Below are 18,469 nucleotides of genomic sequence, written 5' to 3'. Positions count from 1 at the left end.
AGGCGGCCGCCGCCCACGAGCGAGGGCTCAGGCTCTACACCATGTCCAACACCGCCGGCCTCACCTGGGACTTCGGCGTGATACCGTATCAGCCTGCACCCTTCCAGTGGGACCGGCGCTGGCAGGCCCTGCTGAAGGCTCGGGAGGACTGGGGCCTCAGTGGCCTGATGGAGTCCCACCATTACGGCTGGTGGCCCTCGTTTGTCAGCGAGCTGGCCAAGAACGCTTTCTGGTCCGGCGGGGACTCCACCGAGGATCGGGCCCAGGCCATCGCCCGCCGGGACTTCGGGCCCCAGGCCGCCCCCCTGGTGGTGGAGGCCTGGAAGGACTGGAGCGACGCCTCCCGGGACTACGTGCCCACCAACGAGGATCAGTACGGCCCCTTCCGAGTGGGGCCCTCCTACCCCATGCTCTTCCGCTGGGTGGTCAACCTCCCCCAGGCCTGGTACGCCATGTTCGGCAACCGCATCATCATGCCCGACTATGGCCCTCGGGAGAGCGCCCGTCAGTCGCCCGGGCCGGCCCGCTTCCCGGTGGAGATCCGCAGCCTGGAGCGCATGCGGGAGCGCTGGGGGCAGGGGCTGGCGAAACTCGAACAGGCCCTAGAGGTGACCCCGGAGAAGAAGCGGCCCGCTCTGGAGGAGATGATCAATCTGGGCCGGTTCATTTCCCGCTGCCTGCAGACCACTATCCACCTCAAGCAGTGGTGGCTGCTCAAGCACGAGCTCAAAGGCGAGGCCGATCCTCAGCGGGCCAACGCTCTTCTGGACCAGATGGTGGAGCTGGCCGAGCGGGAGATCGCCAACGCCCAAGACACTATCCCCCTGGTAGAACGGGACTCGAGGCTGGGGTTCGAGCCCAGCATGGAGTACATGACCGACCGGCGTCACCTGGAATGGAAGATCGCCGTGGTGCGCCGGGTGATTGATCACGAGATACCCGAGTACCGCCAGGCTCTGAACCTGACGCGGTGATCCGACACGGGGCGCGGGGGGACCGGTTCCCCCGCGCCCCGGCCTGGCCCGGAAGCAGCCTCACACATCGCCGGAGGTAAGCGTGCCATACCTAGAGCAGAGCGAGAGCGATGCCCGTATCGCCAGGGTGCGCCAGCTCCTGGCAGCCAACGAGCTCGACCTGGCGCTCGTCTATTATGACGAGTTCAATATCGGCAACGGCTGGTACCTGACCGGCTGGTGCCCCCAATTCGAGAGCGGCGCCGTGCTGGTGCCTCTCAAGGGCCAGCCGATGCTGCTGGGCGGCCCGGAGAGCGAGCCTTTCGCCAAGCAGGAAAGCTGCATCACCGAAACCAGGAACTTCCCCGTCTTCATGGTACCCGACGAGGAGTACCCCAACGCCACCATCATTGACTTCCCCCAACTCTTCGACGAACTCAACCGCACTCTGGGCCAGGTCAGGCGCGTCGGCCTGGTGGGCGCCGACCGCATGCCTGCCGCCGGCTATCGCCAGATCGCCGAGGGGTTTCGCGGCGTCGAGCTGGTTGACATCACGGACGACTACGTCCGCTTGCGTTACGTGAAGTCACCGTGGGAGATCGAGCAGATCCGGGCTGCCTTCGAGTTGGCGGACCTGTGCTATGACGCCATGAAGGCAAAGATCGCCCCCGGGGTGAGCGAGATCCAGGTGGCGGCCGAGGGGGAGTATCAGGCGCGCAGCCGGGGCGCGAGCGGCTTCGGCTTCAGCGCCATCGTCGGCAGCGGCGCTCGTTCTAACGCTGTGGTGCCCACCGCCAGCTCCAAGGCCCTGGTGCCCGGCGAGCTGGTGATGATCGGCATCGCCCCTAAGGTGCGGGGCTACGCCGGCGTCGTCGGGGATGTCCTGCCCGTGACCGGTAACTATACGCCGCGCCAGCAGGAGTTGCTCAAGCACCTCACCCACGCCCTGATGCTCACGCGGGAGCAGCTCCGGCCCGGAGCCATCGGCCGCGAGATAGACGCCCCGGCTCGGGCCTATTTCGAGAAGACGGGGCTCATGCCCTACCTGGTGTGTCCTTTCGCCCATACCATCGGGCTGCACGAGGCAGAGGCGCCCTTCTTCGGCCCCAACAGCGACGACGTGCTTCGGCCCAACATGACCGTCTGCGTGGACGTCAGCTTCTTCGGCCACCCGGAGTTCCACGGCGCCCGCATAGAGACGGGGTACCTGATCACCGACTCGGGCTGCGAGCCGCTCAGCCCGAAGATGGATGGCCGCTTCACTCAGTAACGACACGGTAAGGAGTGCACTCACTATGGCCGGCATTCAGGCCGTACTGGGCTTCGACATGGAGACCGACGTCGGTAGCTTCACCCCCTTCTACGAGGGGCTGGCCCGCGGCACGCCCATCATCCTAGAAGTGCTCGCCCGTCACGGCATAAGCGCCACTTTCTTCTTCACCGGTGATGCGGCCCGGCAGCACCCGGAGGTGGCAATACGGGTGAAAGACGCAGGCCACGAGATCGGCGCCCACAGCCTCTACCACGAGACGGTTGGCGATCCTCTCTTCGACATCCCGGGCCTCTACCCCCTGCTGCCCGAGGAGGTGCCCAACCGGCTGCGTCGCGCCACCGAGTGGGTGCAGGAGGCGACAGGCGTGAGGCCGGTGTCGTTCCGTGCCCCCCGCCTCTTCGGCTCCACTGCCGTTGTCAATGCCCTCGAGGACCTGGGCTACGTCGCCGACGCCACCTACCCCATGTACTTCTACCGCGAGCGGCTGCGCCCTTACCACCCCAATCGGACGGACTGGACCCAAGTGGGCGACATGCGCATCGCCGAACTGCCGAACTTCGCCGATCTGTCCATGGAGTCCCACGACCAGTACGGTCGGGACATGGACCAGTGGCCTCTCTTCCGCACCGAGAGCGCCGAGGCTGTCCTCAGGCACATTGACGGCTACATCGCCTACTGCCGCCAGCGCGACGTGGAGCCGTTCCTGTGCTTCTACCTGCACCCGTGGGAGTTCCACCCCATGCCCGAGGGGCCGATCCACTTCGGGGAGGCCAGCGTCATCCCGGACCCGTTCATCGTCAAGAACTGCGGCCCCTACGCCGTCGAGCAGCTCGATGCCCTCGTGAGCGCGTTGCTCGCCCGCGGCACCGAGTTCATGCAGGCGCGCCAGGCCGCGGCTCTGGCGTGAGCGGGGGCGGGATGAACGCGCAGGGCGCCCGAAGATGGGACAGCGCAAGGTGCTGCCGGGAGGGCGGATAGTGGGTGCAGCGGAGGCCAGCCTGCCTTCTCAGAGGCAGCGCTTGCTCGACCTGTTCGCCGGAAGGCGGCCAGAGCGGATACCGTGGGTGGCCGACCTCACCTACTGGCAGTCGGGGCGGTCGGCGCTGGGCACGCTGCCGCCCCGCTATCGAGGCGAGGCCGGGCTGCAGCGGCTGCACGAGGATACCGGGGCCGGCCGCACCTTCTACGTGAGGCCGGTGGTGCGGGTATACCGCGATCCCGACCTCTTCCACTACGAGGAGCAGGCCGAGGGCGACCTGGTGCGCCGGGTGTGGCACACGCCGGCCGGCACCCTGAGGGCCGTGTACCGCGGCATCGAGGGCGGCTCGCTGGCGCCAGTGGAGTGGCCGGTGAAGACCGTTCGGGATCTGGAGGCGGTCTGCGCCTGGGCCGAGGGGGCTCGCTACCAGGCCAGCTACGAGGGATTCCATCAGAGCGAGAGGGAGTGGGGTGATATGGGGTACCCTTTCATCGGCACGGCGCGGACGCCGTTGGCTGCCCTGGTGGCCGAGTGGGCCGGAGTGGAGGGGTTCACCTATCTGGTGGCGGACGAGCCCCTCGAGGTGGAGCGATCCATCACGCGGCTGCGGCAGGCCCAAGACAGCTACTACGAGCTGCTCGCCCACTCGCCGGGCGCCGTGATCGAGATCGGGGACAACTTGTCGGCCACGGTACAGGCTTCCTTCTTCCGTCGCTACAGCTTGGAGTATTATCAGGAAAGGGCGGCTCAGCTCCACGCGGCAGGCAAGAAGGTGGGAGTACACATTGACGGCACTCTCCGGGGCCTGCTGCACCAGCTGCCCCAGGCGGGACTGGACTTCGTGGAGGCGGTCACTCCGGCACCGGTAGGGGACATGGGCTTCGAGGAGATTCGCTCGGCGGTGGGGCCGGAGTGCATCGTCATCGGGGGCATGCCGGGGGCCATGTTCGCTCCCCACTGCCGCTGGCCCGAGATCCAGGAGCACGTCCGCCGGGCGATGACGGTGCTGGGGCGGGAGGGGCGATTCGCCCTCGGAGTGGCCGATCAGGTGCCCCCGGACGGTGAACTAGAGACCGTTCGGCGGATATCGCGCGAGGTAGATTGCTTCTCCCCGTAGCCGGCAGGGCAGGCTCGGGGCAGGCAAAGGAGGTAACATGGCAAATGACTTCGCAGTACAGCTAGAGCCCAGGTTCTTCGGAGAGAGTGAGAGAGCGCTGCTGCAGAGCGATGACCTGACCGCTTCCATCTGGCGGTACGATAGCGGGGTGGAGGGGCTACGGCTGAGAAACGACCTGGGCGAGGTGGTGCTCCTGCCCTTCCAGGGCCAGCAGGTATGGTCCGCTAACTTCGCTGGGCGCGAGCTCACCATGCGCTCCATGTTCAGCGATCCACGGGCTACGCGGGACTATCTGTCCAACTACGGCGGATTCCTCCTCCACTGTGGGGTCACCGCCATGGGAGTCCCCAGTGAGAAGGACACGCATCCTCTGCACGGGGAACTGCCCAACGCGCCCTATCAGAAGGCCTGGCTAGTAGCGGGCGAGGATGAGCACGGGCGCTACCTGGGCCTGAGCGGCGAGTACCAGCACACGGTAGCCTTCAACCACAACTACGTGGCGGTGCCACTGCTGAAGCTCTACTCCGGTTCCACCCTCTTGCGTTCGGAGTTCTCGGTGACCAACCTGAAGAACACCGACATGGAGCTCATGTATCTGGCGCACATCAACTTCCGCCCCGTGGACTATGGGCGGCTGGTGTACACGGCCCCCTGCACGCCCGAACATGCCCGGGTCCGCCGGAGCATCCCGTCGCACGTGCAGGTCCCGCCGGGATATCGGGAGTTCCTGGATCGGCTGCAGGCCGACCCGACCCTGCACAACGTCCTCTCGCCCGATCTCCCGTACGACCCGGAGGCGGTGCTCACCCTCGATTACCTGGCCGACGAGGAGGGGTGGGCGCACACCATGCAGGTGCATCCCGATGGCTATGCCGACTACGTGGCTCACCGCCCGGAGCAGCTGGACAAGGGGATTCGCTGGATCTGCCGCACCCCAGACCAGGACGCCCTGGGGATCGTGCTGCCTGCCACTGCCGAGCCGGAGGGCTATGCGGCCGAGAAGGCCAAGGGCAACATCAAGGTCCTGGGCCCGGGAGGGACGTGGAGCTGCCACATGGTGATGGGCGCCCTGACGGCGGCTCAGGCTGCCGATATGGAGGCCCGAATCGCCCGAGTGCTAGGGGGTCGGCCGGGCGGATGAGGCCAGACGACAAGCGTGGCGGCCAGGGCGGCAGTGCCTCGGCCGGCAGACTATGCTTGTAGCTCGGATGGGGACCTACGCCCTCCTGGCGATCAAGCTGGCGTGGAGCCGCTTGCGGGCCCGGCCCGGATTCGCCGCCCTGTCGCTCCTGGGGGTGAGCATTACCCTTGGCCTGATCGTCTCCATCCCCGTCTTCGCCGAGTTGGCCGCCCGCCAGGTGCTGCTGGAGGAGCTGGAGGGCGCCGCCGGGAGCACCGGACGGGCTCTCTTCAGCCTGCGCTACTACTCCCTCCCCACGGCCGACTGGCCCATGAGCGCCGTCCAGGCGGACCAGCTAGAGGCCTGGCTGAGACAGCTAACCGAACGGGAGATCGGACTACCTGTCGCCCACCGTTACCACCAGGTAGACAGCCCGGCCGTGCGCTTCGTTCCCCGGGGAAGCGAGTCGGAGCCAGCCGGGTATGGCACCCCCTTCAACGTTGCCTTCGTGCCCGGCGCCGAGGATCACCTCGAAGTGACGCAGGGAGAGCCCTTCCAGGTCTCCCCGGATGATTCTCACCTGGCTGTATGGGTGCAGGAGCGCCTGGCGGCGCAGCTGGGCCTGAACGTGGGGGACACGCACCACCTGTCGTACTCGGCATCCGGGCTGAGAAGCATGATCCCCATCCGCATCGCCGGAGTCTGGCGGCCAAAGGAGAGCTCGAGCGGTTTCTGGTACTCCGATCCAGAGCAGTCGCTGCGCTTCCACTTCCTCACCACGCAGCTGGCATACCGCCGGTTCGTGGAGCCGGCGGTGGAGGAGGGAATCGGGTTCGCTTTCTGGTACTACGTCCTCGACGACAACCGGATCGAGCTGGATCGAGTGGATGGCTACGCCCGGGGCCTGGAGCGGGTTCGCCTGGTGGCAGGCGCCCGGCTACCTCGTCCCGGGCTGGACCTGTCGCCGCTGGAGCCGCTTCAGACGGCCCACCGGCGCAAGACTATGCTGGTCACCATGCTCTACGGCTTGAGCTTGCCCGTGATCACTCTTCTCTACCTCTCGCTGGCGCTCATCTCGGTGGCAGGCGCCCGTCAGCAGTTGGCGGAGACGGCAGTGCTGGCCAGCCGGGGGGCCAGTCGCCTGCACCTGCTCAGCATCGCTCTGGCAGAAGGGGCGGTGCTGGCCGGGGTCGGCCTGCCTCTGGGCCTGGGGACCGGCTACTTCCTCTCTCGCCTGGCGGGTCAGTGTCGCGGCTTCCTCGCTTTCAGCCACCGAGCCCTACCCGAAGGCGGGTTGCGAGGACTGGACCGGGGCGTACTGGCGGCGGCGGTTGGCCTCATCATCGTCGCTCATGTGGCCTCGGCCTGGGCAGCGGGCACCATAGGCGTCGCCGAGCACGGTCGCCGCCGCTCCCGCCCACCCGCATCGCCGCGCTGGCTGCGGGCTGGGCTCCTGGCGCTCCTGATCCCGGCAGCCGCCTATGCCTGGTGGGAACTCGACCAGCGGGGCACCCTGGGCATGCTGTCGTGGGACGCCTCCGGCAGCCCCCTTCACGAGCCGCTGGTGTTCCTGGCGCCCACTCTGTTCTTCCTCGCTGGCGCGGTGCTTCTGGCCGGAGTCTTCCCTCTGCTGGCCCGTCTCGGCGACGCCGTCGTGGCCCGATTTCTGTCCTTGCCGGGTTACGTGGGGTTGCGCAGCCTCGGGCGCGAGGGCGGCCACTATGCCGGCTCGCTGCTCCTGGTGGTTCTGTGCCTGGCGGTGGGCTCTTTCCAGGCTTCCCTAGCTGCCAGCGCCGACCTCTGGTTCGTCGAGCGCCTGGAGTACCGCTCCGGCTCTGACCTCACCTTTCTCCCTCTGGCCAGAGAGGACGGCCAGCCAGTCACCCTTCCTCTGAGCGCGTATCTGGAGATACCCGGCGTAGAGGATGGCACCCGGGTGGGCGAGTTCCGGGCCGAGTACTCGGCGCCGGGCGTGCCTGGTCGGATAGCCCTCCAGATGCTGGCCGTAGAAAGATTGGGCTTCCAGCGGGTCGTCCACTGGCGTCCGGACTACGCCCCCGAGTCGCTGGGGGCTCTCATGAACCAGTTGGCCCTGCACTCGGATGGCATCCTGGTGCCTAGTAGCTTCCTGGCCCAGACCGGCCTCTCGCTGGGGGATACCACCCGGCTAGAGACAAGCTTCGGGTACCTGCGCCGACAGCTGGAGTTCACCATCGTGGGCGTCTTCGACCACTTCCCCACTATGCTGCCCGGCTGGCCGCCGGTGGTAGTGACCAACCTCGAGTACCTGGAGCGGACGGTGGGGGGCGAGCTCATCTGGCACGCATGGCTCACCCTGGCTCCGGGCATGGACGCCGACCGCCTGCGGCCGGCGCTGGTGGAGCGAGGTGTGGTCCCCGGGAGTGTTCGCGATCTGGGAGGCATGCTGGCGCGGAGCCAAGGTTCCCTGGAACGGGCGGCGGTGTACGGAGTGCTGTCGCTGGGGTTCATGGCCGCCGGGGCCCTGGCCATCGCGGGGCTGCTCCTCCACGTGTGGGAGTCGCTTGCGACCCGGGTGCAGCGCTTCGCCATGATGCGGGCCATTGGCTTCAGTGCCGGCCAACTGGTAGCCACCTCGGCTGTCGAGTTCCTGGCCGTGGTCGTCTACGGCACAGCGGGTGGGGCCACGTTGGGGGTGGCTGCCTCTCTCGTGTTCGTGCCCTACTTCCAGCTCACGGAAGACGCGTCGGCGCCGGTGCCACCCTTTGTGCCCCGTGTCGCCTGGCTGGATATCGGCGCAGTGGGAGCAGCCTCCGCCCTGGTGCTCGGCGCCGCTGTGGCTGCGCTGATGTACCTGAACTTCCGCCAGCAGGTGTCCCAGACCCTGCGCCTGGGCGACCAAGGTTGAGCGGCGTGAGGCCCAGCTACGGGGCCGGCCGCGACATTCCCTGGGCTTGCGGGAGAGACGCATGGCACGCTGCCGGAAGCGTCTGCCCAACAGGCTTACCGGGTGCAGCCGAGAGCCGGCCTGCTGTCCCTCTGGTGGGCGGCCGGCGATGACGACGAGCAGCGCGCGCGATGGGGGCCCCGCCTTGTCCGGAACCCTCCCAGCAGGCATGATAGCGCTGCCTGGCCCATCACCGGCGGAGAGGTAGACCGTACGTGGATGCCATCCGGTGGGTAGAGTCCCGGTTCGCCTCTGGAGCTGCAGGCGCCGCTGGACCATGGTCCTCCTCTGACGGCGGTCAAGGGCTAGGCCACCTACTGCCCAATGCAAGAAGGAGAGACGAGCATGGCCCCGCTGGGCAAGTTGGTTCGGATGGGAAGGCTGCTCAACCAAGACTCCGGGCGCGTGTTCACCGTAGCGCTGGACCACGCGCCTAGCTATGGGGTCCTGCCCGGGCTGGAGGACATCCGGGCGGCCATAGCGCAGGTGGCGGGGGGAGGGCCGGACGCTCTACTGCTGATGAAGGGCACGGCCGAGCGCTGCTTCGAGCCCTATGCCGGGCGCATCGCTCTCATCCTTAAGTCCTCCACCCTGTCCCCCTACCATCCCGAACGGGACGTGTGGGTGAGCCACATGGAGGACGCCCTCCGGCTGGGAGCCGACGCCATCGCCATGGCCCTGACGGTGGGCAGCCCGGAGCAGCCCCAGCTGCTGGAAGGCCTGGCGGCGCTGGTGCGCGAGGCCGAGGCGGTGGGGATGCCGGTGGTAGTGCACGCCTACCCCAACGGCAGCCTGGTCCCGCCCGAGGAGCGCTACACCGCCGCCCGGGTGGCGTACGCCTCTCGGCTGGCCATGGAGCTGGGAGTGGACGTGATCAAGACTTTCTACACCGGGTCGGCGGAGAGCTTCGCCCAGGTGGTAGAGGCAGCCGCCCCGGCGCTGGTGGTGGCCGCCGGCGGCGCCCGGTGCGACACTCCTCTGGAGGCCCTCACCATGGCCTACAACGTGGTCGCGGCCGGCGGGGCCGGCGTGACCTTCGGCCGCAACGTGTGGCAGTCCCAGAACCCACGGCGGATGGTGCAGGCGCTGGCAGAGGTGGTGCATCGGGGAGCGACGCCGGAGCAGGCGGAGAGGATGATGCGTGACGCGTGACAAGTGACCCGTGAACCTCCAGGCGCCGCTGGGCGCCTGTCACTCCTCACGTCTCACGTTTCAGGAGGCCCCATATGCCTAGAGCCAAGAAGATCCTCAACGATCCCTCCCGCGCGGTGCCGGAGCTTCTGGAGGGGCTGGTCGCCGCCTATGGCGGCTCAATGCGCCTGCTCGAGCCCACCGGCGCCCTGGCCAAAGCCCACATTCCCGAGGGCAAGGTGGCCCTCCTCATCGGCGGCGGCAGCGGCCATGAGCCCCTCTTCCCCGCCTTCATCGGCGACAACCTGGCCGACGGAGCCGCCTGCGGGCACGTCTTCGCCGCTCCCACCCCGGACGTCATCCTGGCCGCCACCCGCGCCGTCCACCGGGGCGCCGGCGTCCTCTACCTCTACGGCAACTACGCTGGCGACAACATGAACTTCGACATCGCCGCCGAGCTGGCGATGGAGGAGGGCATCCGGGTGGAGACGGTGCGCGTATGGGACGACGTCGCCGCCGCTCCACCGGAACGCCTGGAGGATCGCCGCGGGATCGCGGGCGATCTGTTCGTCATCAAGGTGGCCGGAGCCGCCGCTGCCGCCCTCGGCGAGCTGGGCGAGGTAGCACGGGTGACGGCCAAGGCCCGCGACCACACTCGCTCCATGGGGGTGGCCGTGGCCGCCGGGTCCATCCCCGAGACCGGCGAGCCCACTTTCGAGCTGGGCGAGGACGAGATCGAGATCGGCATGGGCCTCCACGGCGAGCCCGGGGTGGCCCGCGGCCCGATGATGCTCGCCGATGCGCTGGTGGACCAGATGCTGGAGAGGATCCTGGCGGACCCGCCCGCCGGGCGGCTCGAGAGCCGGCTGTTTCGCCCCGGCGACGAAGTGTGCCTGTTGGTGAACGACCTGGGCTCCACTACCTGGATGGAGCTCCTGGTGGCCTGCAGGAGGGCCCACCAGGTCCTGGCGCGCGAGGGCCTGCAGGCGCACGACACCGTGGTGGGCAGCTTCTGCACCTGCCAGGAAATGGCCGGGTTCTCCCTCACCCTGCTGCGGCTGGATGAGGAACTCAAAGCCTACTACGATGCGCCTTGCTCTTCGTTGGGCCTTAGCAGGAGATGAGCCCGGTGACAGGGCTGACCGCAGCCCAGACAAGAGACATGCTCCTGCACGTAGCCGCCCGGATGCAGGAGACCGCCGACCTTCTCACCCAGGCGGACCGGGCCGTGGGCGACGGCGATCACGGCGTGGGCATGGCCCGGGGCTTCGCTGCGGTGGCGGCCAGACTGCGGAGTGCCGAGATCGACCTCCCCGGCGATGCCCTTCAGGCCGCGGGAACGGCCCTGCTCACCTCGGTGGGCGGGGCCGCCGGGGCCATCTTCGGCACTCTATTCCGCGCAGGAGCGGCGGCCCTGAGGGGGAGAGAGACACTGGACGCTGCCGGGCTGGCCGACTTCCTGGAAGAGGCCTTGACGGCGGTACAGAGGCGGGGGAAGGCGGCGCCGGGCGACAAGACGGTCGTGGACGCCCTGGCACCCGCGGCCGAAGCGGCCCGGTCGAACCGGGAGGCGCCCCTGCCGGAGGCTTTGCGCGCGGCTGGCGAAGCCGCCTGGTCGGGGGTGGAGGCGACCAAGAGCATGGTGGCTAGAATCGGCAAGGCCAAGACGTTGGGCGAGCGCTCCCTCGGCCACCCCGATCCGGGGGCGCTGTCGCTGTGCCTGATTCTCCGCTACATGCTAGAGTACCTGACGGGCCTGGGCCAGACTTAGCGGGGCGGCACCCGTGGCCATTGGGGAGGGGGAGAGGGGGAGACGCGGAGAGGGGGAGATACCGAGACGCTACGACCAGGGGGCAGTCTCCCTCTCTCCGCGTCTCACCATCTCCCCCTCTCCCCCTCTCCGTGTCTCCGTGTCTCCCCCTCTCCGCGTCTGCGTCCCAGCGGTCGGACTCCCTGAAGATAGGAGAAGCACATGGCGGACATGACGTCTCGAGAGAGAGTGGCGGCCGCGCTGCGGCGGGAACAGCCCGACAGAGTGCCGCATTGTGAGTTGGGTGTGGACCGCGCCCTAGCGCAGCAACTCCTGCAGTGGGGTGGACCCCTCAGCCAGCGCGATGACCTGGAGCAGAACCCCTACACGCTGGAGGAGGAGAAGGCCATCGCCTCCTTCCTCAAGCTGGATAACATCCACTATGTGCTCCGGGCTCCGGTGTACGCCCGCAAGCTTCCCGGACAGGACGGGCGCCTGTTCTATGGGGAGGGCATGATCCGCGCTCGGGCCGACATGGACATGATCCAACTGCCCGACCCCACCGACGAGCGGCTCTACGAGGGAGCCAAGCGGTTCGTGGACGGCAAGGAGGACTACTCCTGCTGGTTCGTCACCCGAGTGGGCATCTTCCCTACCATGCTGGGTATGGGCACCGAGACCTTCAGCGTCTCCCTTTACGAGGACCTGGGGTTCGTGGAGGCGGTGCTGGATCGGTACGTGGACTGGGCCGAAGCCGTAGCCGAGAGAGTGTGCAGCCTGGGGTTCGACGTCTTCGTGTCCACGGATGACATGGCCTTCAAGAGCGGCCCCTTCTTCTCCCCTCAGGTGTTCCACGACCTAGTCCTGCCCCGGTTTCGCCGTGTAGGACGAAGGGTCAGTCTGCCCTGGGTGATCCATAGCGACGGGAACCTGATGCCTTTCATGGAGGGCCTACTCAGCCTGGGCATCGCCGGGCTGCACCCCAACGAGAAGGGAGCCATGGACATCGTGGAGGGGAAGCGGCGGTACGGGGATCGCATCTGCGTGCTGGGCAACCTGGACCTGAACATCCTCGGCCTGGGCACTCCTCAGGAGGTGGAGGACGAGGTCCGCTGGCTGATGCGCAACGTCGGCCCGGGAGGCGGCTACATCATCACCAGCGGCAACAGCCTGGCAGGGTATCTCGACCCGACGAACGTGGTGGCATTCACCGAGGCGGTGGAGAAGTACGGCGGGTATCCGATTCGGGCGTGAAGGGTCTCACCGCAAAGAACGCAGAGACCGCGGAGAAAGCGCTCAGAAGGGAGGGGACAGGGAAAGACGGTCGGCGGGAATGTGGCTAGCCTGAGAACCTGATGGCCTTCGCCCAGCCTCTTCATCTTCTCTCTGCGGTCTCAGCGGTCTCTGCAGTGAATCCCTCTCCGGTTGACTCCCCGCCGCCAACCGCCACAATGGGGGTCACTACCGCTCAGGAGGCCATATGAACGCGCCCCTTCGACCGGTACCCCTTCACAGCGTCGCCCTGTCCGATACCTTCTGGGCCCCGCGGCAGGAGATCACCCGCCGCGTCACCCTGCCCGTAGAACTGCGGCACTGCCGCGCTACCGGCCGCATAGATGCCTTCCGCCTGGAGTGGCGCCCCGGCCAGCCCAATCCGCCCCACATGTTCTGGGACTCGGATGTGGCCAAGTGGGTGGAAGCCGCCGCCTACAGCCTGGCCACCCACCCCGACCCGGAGCTGGAGCGGGCCCTGGATGAGGTGGTGGAGCTCATCGTCTCCGCCCAGCAGCCCGACGGCTACCTTAACGTCCACTTCACCGTCGTGGAGCCGGACAAGCGCTGGACCAACCTGCGCGACTGGCACGAGCTCTACTGCGCTGGCCACCTCATGGAAGCGGCCGTGGCCCACAAGCAGGCCACCGGCAAGGACACCCTCCTCGAGGCCCTCTGTCGCTATGCCGACCACATCGCCTCCCGGTTCGGCCCCGAGGAGGGGCAGCGCCGAGGGTACCCGGGCCACGAGGAGATCGAGCTGGCCCTGGTGAAGCTCTACCGGCAAACAGGCGAGCTTCGCTACCTGAACCTGGCCCGTTTCTTCGTGGACGAGCGCGGGCGTCAGCCCCACTATTACGAGCTGGAGGCCCAGGCCCGCGGCGATGACCCCGCCACCTGGCAGGGGCGCGACTACCGCTACAATCAGGCCCACCTGCCGGTGCGGGAACAGGAGACGGCCGAGGGCCATGCCGTGCGGGCCATGTACCTCTACAGCGGCATGACCGACGTAGCCGCCGAGACGGGCGACCGGTCCCTGCTGGAGGCGGTGCAGCGGCTGTGGGCCAATGTCACCCAGCGACGCATGTACCTCACCGGCGGCGTCGGGTCGGCCCGCGAAGGCGAGCGCTTCACTTGGGACTATCATCTGCCCAACTACTCCGCCTACACCGAGACCTGCGCCGCCATCGGCCTGGTGTTCTGGGCCCACCGCCTGCTGCAGGTGGAGCCCAAGGGCGAGTATGCCGACGCCATGGAGCGGGCCCTGTACAACGGCGTCCTCAGCGGCATCTCCCTGTCCGGGGATCGTTTCTTCTACGTGAACCCCCTGGCGCTGGACTACCAGGCCTACCGGCACGAGGTAGAACTGTTCGGGCGGTCGGTCGTAGCGCCGGAGCGACAGGAGTGGTTCCCCTGTGCCTGTTGTCCGCCCAACATCGCCCGGATGCTCACCTCCCTGGGCCAGTACCTCTACTCCCTGGGCGAGGACGCTCTCTACGTCCACCTCTACGTCGGGGGCCGGGCCGCGGTCAGTCTGGCCGGGAACCAGGTGGCGCTCACTCAGGAGACGGGCTATCCCTGGCGGGAGCAAGTCCGCCTGACGGTGGAGCCTGAACGCGAGACCGAATTCACCCTGGCCCTGCGCCTGCCCGGCTGGTGCCGGGAGCCCGAACTGACGGTGAACGGCGAGGCCATCCCGGTGCACGAGGTGACGCAAGACGGCTACGCCTACCTGCGCCGGAAGTGGAAGGCCGGCGACGTAGTCGAGTTGATGCTGCCCATGCCGGTGGAGCGGGTGTACGCCCATCCCGAGGTGCGGGACGATGCCGGACGGGTAGCCCTGCAGCGGGGCCCCCTGGTCTACTGCCTGGAGCAGGTCGACAACGGCCCCAACCTGGAGGACATCCGCCTGCCGCGGAGTTCGGAGCTCCGCGCGCATTGGGAGCCAGACCTCCTGGGCGGGGTCATGATCGTCCGGGGCGAGGGCACGCGCCGGGGCCGTTCCGGATGGGACGGCCGGCTGTACCGGTCGGCGCCACCGGCCGAGGTGCCGGTGGAGGTGGTGGCTGTGCCCTACTACGCCTGGGCCAACCGCGAGCCGGGGGACATGCTGGTGTGGATGCGGGAATGAGGGCTGCTTGCCCCGGCACACCCTCACAGAGGAGCAGGCGACCTCAGCCGTTCTCGCGAGGGGCCGAGGCAAGCCCGACACTGATCTGCCAGTGGTTCTTGCGTAGCTCCTACGGCACCAGTCCGTCTGCCTACCTCACGCCGATCTGGCGCAACTCCTCCCCCGAGAACGGCTTCCCGTGCCCTGGATAGACGACCCGCACCGGCAGCCTCTTGAGCCTTTCCACGCTGGCTCGAGCGGCCTCCCGATCGTCCATGATGCTCCAGAGCTCCGGCCTGCGCGTGTTGCCGATCAGGTCCCCGCAGAACAGGTCGCCCTCTCCCGTCAGGATCACCAGCGAGCCCCGCGAGTGACCGGTGACGTTGATAACGCGGGCGTCCAGTCCGTACTCGGACAGGTCTGCCCCGTCTTCTAGGTAGACGTCCGGGGTGAACCGGTCCTCCGGCGCAAGGCGGGAGAAGAGGCCCATCAAGGCCTTTACCATGGCGTTGGGCTGCTTGCGGTTGTGGAACATATCCCCGCGTTCGACGAAGCCGAGGTCGCCCTGGTGCATGGCCACCTTCGTCTGGAACCGGTCCCGGAGGTAGGCGGCGTTGCCCGAGTGGTCGAAGTCGCCGTGGGTGAGGATGATGAGGTTGAGGTCCCTCGGATGGCAGCCGGCTCGCTCCAACTCCCTCTCCAGAAAGGCGCGCCGGTTGGAGACCCCTGTGTCTACCAGGACGAAGCCCTCGCCAGCGCTGACGAGGTAGCAGTTCACCGAGAAGTTGAGGATGAATGAAACGGTGATGGTTCGTACGTCCACGCCTGCGCTCCCTGGTCCCGATTGGCCCCATTCTAGACCAAGTTCAAGGTGGGACCTACTTGAGTCCCTTGGCGAAGCGCGCCATTCGCATCTCGGATCTGGCTCGGCAGGCCCACAAGGGCTGACGAGCGCTCCCGGCCATGTCCTCTCCCATACGAGCGGCGCCGGTGGTATGATGCAGACACAGCCGCACAGGCCGGAGGGACCAAACGATGCCGTCAGTGAGATCCCCTCGTAGCGTCAACCCCGCCCCCGCGGAAGACCTGTCGGTGCTGTCCTCATGGCTCATGTACTCGGGCCAGGCCAGCCCTCTCTATCGGCACCTGGCCGGCCAGGCGTTCGACTTTCTCCGCCGGCGCAAGGAGACAGTCGCCTGTCTGGACACGGCGGAGAAGTGGGCCAAGTACCGACAGAGCGTGAGGGACCGGCTGCAGGAAGTGGTCGGCCCCTTCCCCGAGCGAACGCCCCTCAACGCCCGCACGGTGGGCACCCTGGTCAAGCTAGGGTACCGCATGGAGAAGGTGGTCCTGGAAGTGCGGCCGGAGTTCTACCTCACCGGCTGCCTGTTTGTCCCCGAAAGCCTGAAGGGGCGGGCACCGGCCATCCTCAACCCTATCGGCCACACCGACATCGCCTTCCGCGCCTGGTACTACCAGCAGCTCATCCTCAACCTGGTGCAGAAGGGCTTCGTCGTCTTCACCTTCGACCCGCCCGGGCAGGGCGAGCGCCTGCAGTACTACGATCCCGCCATCGGCCGTTCGCGCATAGGTGGCTCCACCACCGAGCACTCCTACGTCGGCCACCAGTGCTTCCTGGCCGGTTCCTGCCTGGCCCGCTACTGGATCTGGGACGGCATGCGGGCCCTCGACTACCTCGCCTCTCGCGACGAGGTGGACCCGCAGCGCCTCGGCGTCACCGGCCTGTCCGGTGGGGGCACGGCCACGGCGTACCTGAGTGCCTTCGACGACCGGGTGGCGGCGTCGTCCCCCGCCTGCTACATCACCGGCTTCCGCCGCCTGCTGGAGTCCATCGGTCCCCAGGACGCGGAGCAGAACTTCCCCCGCGGCATCGCCCAGGGCCTGGACCACGCCGACCTGCTCATCGCGCGCGCTCCCAAGCCCACCCTGGTCGTGGCCACCACCCGCGACTTCTTCAGCATCCAGGGGGTGCGGGAGACGGTGGCCGAGGTGCGCCGCGCCTTCGCCGCCCTGGGCCGCGAGGACGATCTCCTGCTGGCCGAGGACGACGACATCCACGGCTACACTCCCACCATCCGCGAGGCCACCTACGACTTCTTCCAGCGCTACCTAGACCTGCCCGGCGACCCAGCGGAGGAGGAGGTGGAGTACCTTACCGCCGAGGAGCTGCAGATCACCGCCACGGGTCAGGCACTCACCTCCCTGGGCGGAGAGACGGTCTGCAGCCTGAACGCCAAGGAAGCCGAGACAGCGGCGGCCGTTCGGACGGGAGACGCGGTGACGGCCGCCCGGCGGCTGTCCGGCTACGTCGAGCCGGAACCTCAGCCCGACGCCGTCTTCACTGGGCGCTACCGGCGCCAGGGGTACAGCATCGAGCGCTACCTGATCCGGGGCGAAGGCGACTACCGCCTACCGGTGCTGCTGCTCGTGCCCGATGGGGATGGTCCCTTCCCCGGCCTGTTGTACCTCAACCCGGCGGGCAAGGAGGCTGATGCCGCCCCGGGAGAGGAGATGGAGCGGCTGGTGGCCGAGGGCTACGCGGTCCTGGCGCCAGATCTCCTCGGCTACGGCGAGCTGGCCGGCCCCGAGGGGCGCCTCACCTACCAGGAGGCCTTCGCCGCCGCACTCATAGGCCGGAGCGTGGTGGGCATCCAGGCGGGCGACCTCGTCCGCTGCTGCCGATTCTTGTCCGCCAAACCCCAGGTCAGCGGCCCAGGGGTGAGCGGCCTGGCCCGGGGCACCCTCTGCCCGGCCCTGCTGCATGCCGCCGCCTTTGACGACGGCATAGCTGCAGTCACCCTGGTGGAGCCGTTGGCCTCCTACTGCTCGGTGGTAGCCAGCCGCTTCTACGCCGCCGACCCATCCACCTTCGTGCCCGGTGCCCTGACTGCCTACGATCTGCCCGATCTGATGGCTTCCCTGGCACCCCGCCCGCTGACGCTGGTGAACGCGATGGACCAAAACGGCGTCCGTCTGAGCCGGGAGGCTCTCGCCGAGGAGCTGCAGGCAGCCCGCCGCGCCTACGCCGAGGCAAGGGCGGCCGACGCTCTCAAGACGGTCTCCCACGAGCTCTGGCAGAAGTCTCCAGCCCTGGCAGGCCAGCCGGTCCTACCCTCTTAACCTGCGGCGGAGCCGTAGAGCGACAGAACGCTGATGCTGCTGATACTACGCTAACCTCCGCTGAGGGTTGGACATTCGCCTTTCCCGATCAGCGTTGATCTGCGTAGCATCCGCGCGATCTGCGTTCGATCCTCGTTCTAGCCGTTCCTGCGTCACCCCCTCTTGACAGCCTGCCAAAGCTGTTGTAGACTGCCGCAAAACGTGCGGAGGTGAAGGGGATGGCACGCACGATGTTGACCAGATGCCCCAATTGTGGCGGCAGGCTGGAAGCGACCAGGTTGGAGTGTCGAGACTGCGAGACCGTCATTCTGGCCCGCTACGAGCCCTGCGCCCTGGGCAACCTCTCGCCTGAGAGCCTCCGGTTCGTGGAGCTTTTCGTCCGGCGCCGGGGCAACCTCAAGGAGATGGAGCGGGAGCTGGGAGAGTCCTACTGGACTCTGCGTACCCGTCTCAGCGAGGTAATCCAGGAGATGGGGTTCGACGAGGCGGAGGGAGCACCCACTCCCGAGGAAGTGGCAGCTCGGCGAAGGGAAGTGCTGGACCAATTGGAGGCCGGGGAGATAGGGGCCAAGGAGGCGGCCACCCTGCTCTCGTCCCTGGCCTCAGAGCGCGACCGCAGCTGAGCAAGGAGGCACGATCATGAACAGTGGCATGCCCGGAGCGCGGAGTTCGACCCTAAGAGGAGTGTGGCACCGCC

At 67.8% G+C, this 18,469-nt stretch carries 14 protein-coding genes; 13 read left to right on the top strand and 1 reads right to left on the bottom strand.

All coding sequences use genetic code 11. From position 1 onward, the window contains the following. From HPY83_02935 to HPY83_02885, 11 genes are all read left to right on the top strand, one after another. A partial coding sequence (locus HPY83_02935; protein ID NPV06903.1) for a hypothetical protein occupies positions 1–974 on the top strand: 974 nt, incomplete at its 5' end. Between the two features lie 82 nt (positions 975–1,056). Next, a complete protein-coding gene (locus tag HPY83_02930) occupies positions 1,057–2,223 on the top strand; it encodes an aminopeptidase P family protein (GenBank protein ID NPV06902.1) in 1,167 nt (388 codons plus the stop codon). Positions 2,224–2,248: 25 nt separating this feature from the next. Continuing rightward, entirely contained in the window at positions 2,249–3,133 is an 885-nt protein-coding gene (locus HPY83_02925; protein ID NPV06901.1) for a polysaccharide deacetylase family protein, read from the top strand. Positions 3,134–3,203: 70 nt separating this feature from the next. Next, on the top strand, positions 3,204–4,322 hold the full coding sequence (locus HPY83_02920; protein ID NPV06900.1) for a hypothetical protein: 1,119 nt from the start codon (positions 3,204–3,206) through the stop codon (positions 4,320–4,322). 37 nt (positions 4,323–4,359) lie between these two features. Continuing rightward, entirely contained in the window at positions 4,360–5,463 is a 1,104-nt protein-coding gene (locus HPY83_02915; protein ID NPV06899.1) for a DUF4432 family protein, read from the top strand. A 52-nt stretch (positions 5,464–5,515) separates the two neighbouring features. After that, complete coding sequence (locus HPY83_02910) at positions 5,516–8,329, top strand: hypothetical protein (protein ID NPV06898.1); 2,814 nt, start codon at positions 5,516–5,518, stop codon at positions 8,327–8,329. 384 nt (positions 8,330–8,713) lie between these two features. Beyond that, complete coding sequence (locus HPY83_02905; protein ID NPV06897.1) at positions 8,714–9,520, top strand: fructose-bisphosphate aldolase; 807 nt, start codon at positions 8,714–8,716, stop codon at positions 9,518–9,520. 74 nt (positions 9,521–9,594) lie between these two features. After that, on the top strand, positions 9,595–10,623 hold the full coding sequence (locus HPY83_02900) for a dihydroxyacetone kinase subunit DhaK (protein NPV06896.1): 1,029 nt from the start codon (positions 9,595–9,597) through the stop codon (positions 10,621–10,623). Positions 10,624–10,661: 38 nt separating this feature from the next. Further along, complete coding sequence (gene dhaL, locus HPY83_02895) at positions 10,662–11,270, top strand: dihydroxyacetone kinase subunit L (GenBank protein NPV06895.1); 609 nt, start codon at positions 10,662–10,664, stop codon at positions 11,268–11,270. Between the two features lie 201 nt (positions 11,271–11,471). Then, on the top strand, positions 11,472–12,503 hold the full coding sequence (locus tag HPY83_02890) for a hypothetical protein (protein ID NPV06894.1): 1,032 nt from the start codon (positions 11,472–11,474) through the stop codon (positions 12,501–12,503). Positions 12,504–12,729: 226 nt separating this feature from the next. Further along, complete coding sequence (locus tag HPY83_02885; GenBank protein ID NPV06893.1) at positions 12,730–14,652, top strand: glycoside hydrolase family 127 protein; 1,923 nt, start codon at positions 12,730–12,732, stop codon at positions 14,650–14,652. A 130-nt stretch (positions 14,653–14,782) separates the two neighbouring features. Here the strand turns inward: HPY83_02885 and HPY83_02880 are convergent, their stop codons facing one another. Then, on the bottom strand, positions 14,783–15,454 hold the full coding sequence (locus HPY83_02880) for an MBL fold metallo-hydrolase (protein NPV06892.1): 672 nt from the start codon (positions 15,452–15,454) through the stop codon (positions 14,783–14,785). A gap of 212 nt (positions 15,455–15,666) precedes the next feature. On the opposite strand from HPY83_02880, the gene HPY83_02875 reads away from it, so the two are divergent. Together HPY83_02875 and HPY83_02870 are read left to right on the top strand one after the other, a co-directional pair. After that, complete coding sequence (locus HPY83_02875) at positions 15,667–17,772, top strand: xylan esterase (protein ID NPV06891.1); 2,106 nt, start codon at positions 15,667–15,669, stop codon at positions 17,770–17,772. Between the two features lie 218 nt (positions 17,773–17,990). Beyond that, positions 17,991–18,395: a DUF2089 domain-containing protein gene (locus HPY83_02870; GenBank protein ID NPV06890.1), complete on the top strand. Its 405-nt coding sequence runs from the start codon at positions 17,991–17,993 to the stop codon at positions 18,393–18,395. The last annotated feature ends 74 nt before the right edge of the window (positions 18,396–18,469 follow it).

It is taken from the genome of Anaerolineae bacterium (assembly GCA_013178015.1).
In the GTDB taxonomy this organism is placed as follows: domain Bacteria; phylum Chloroflexota; class Anaerolineae; order DRVO01; family DRVO01; genus Ch71.
This window is presented reverse-complemented; position numbering and strand designations above follow the sequence as displayed.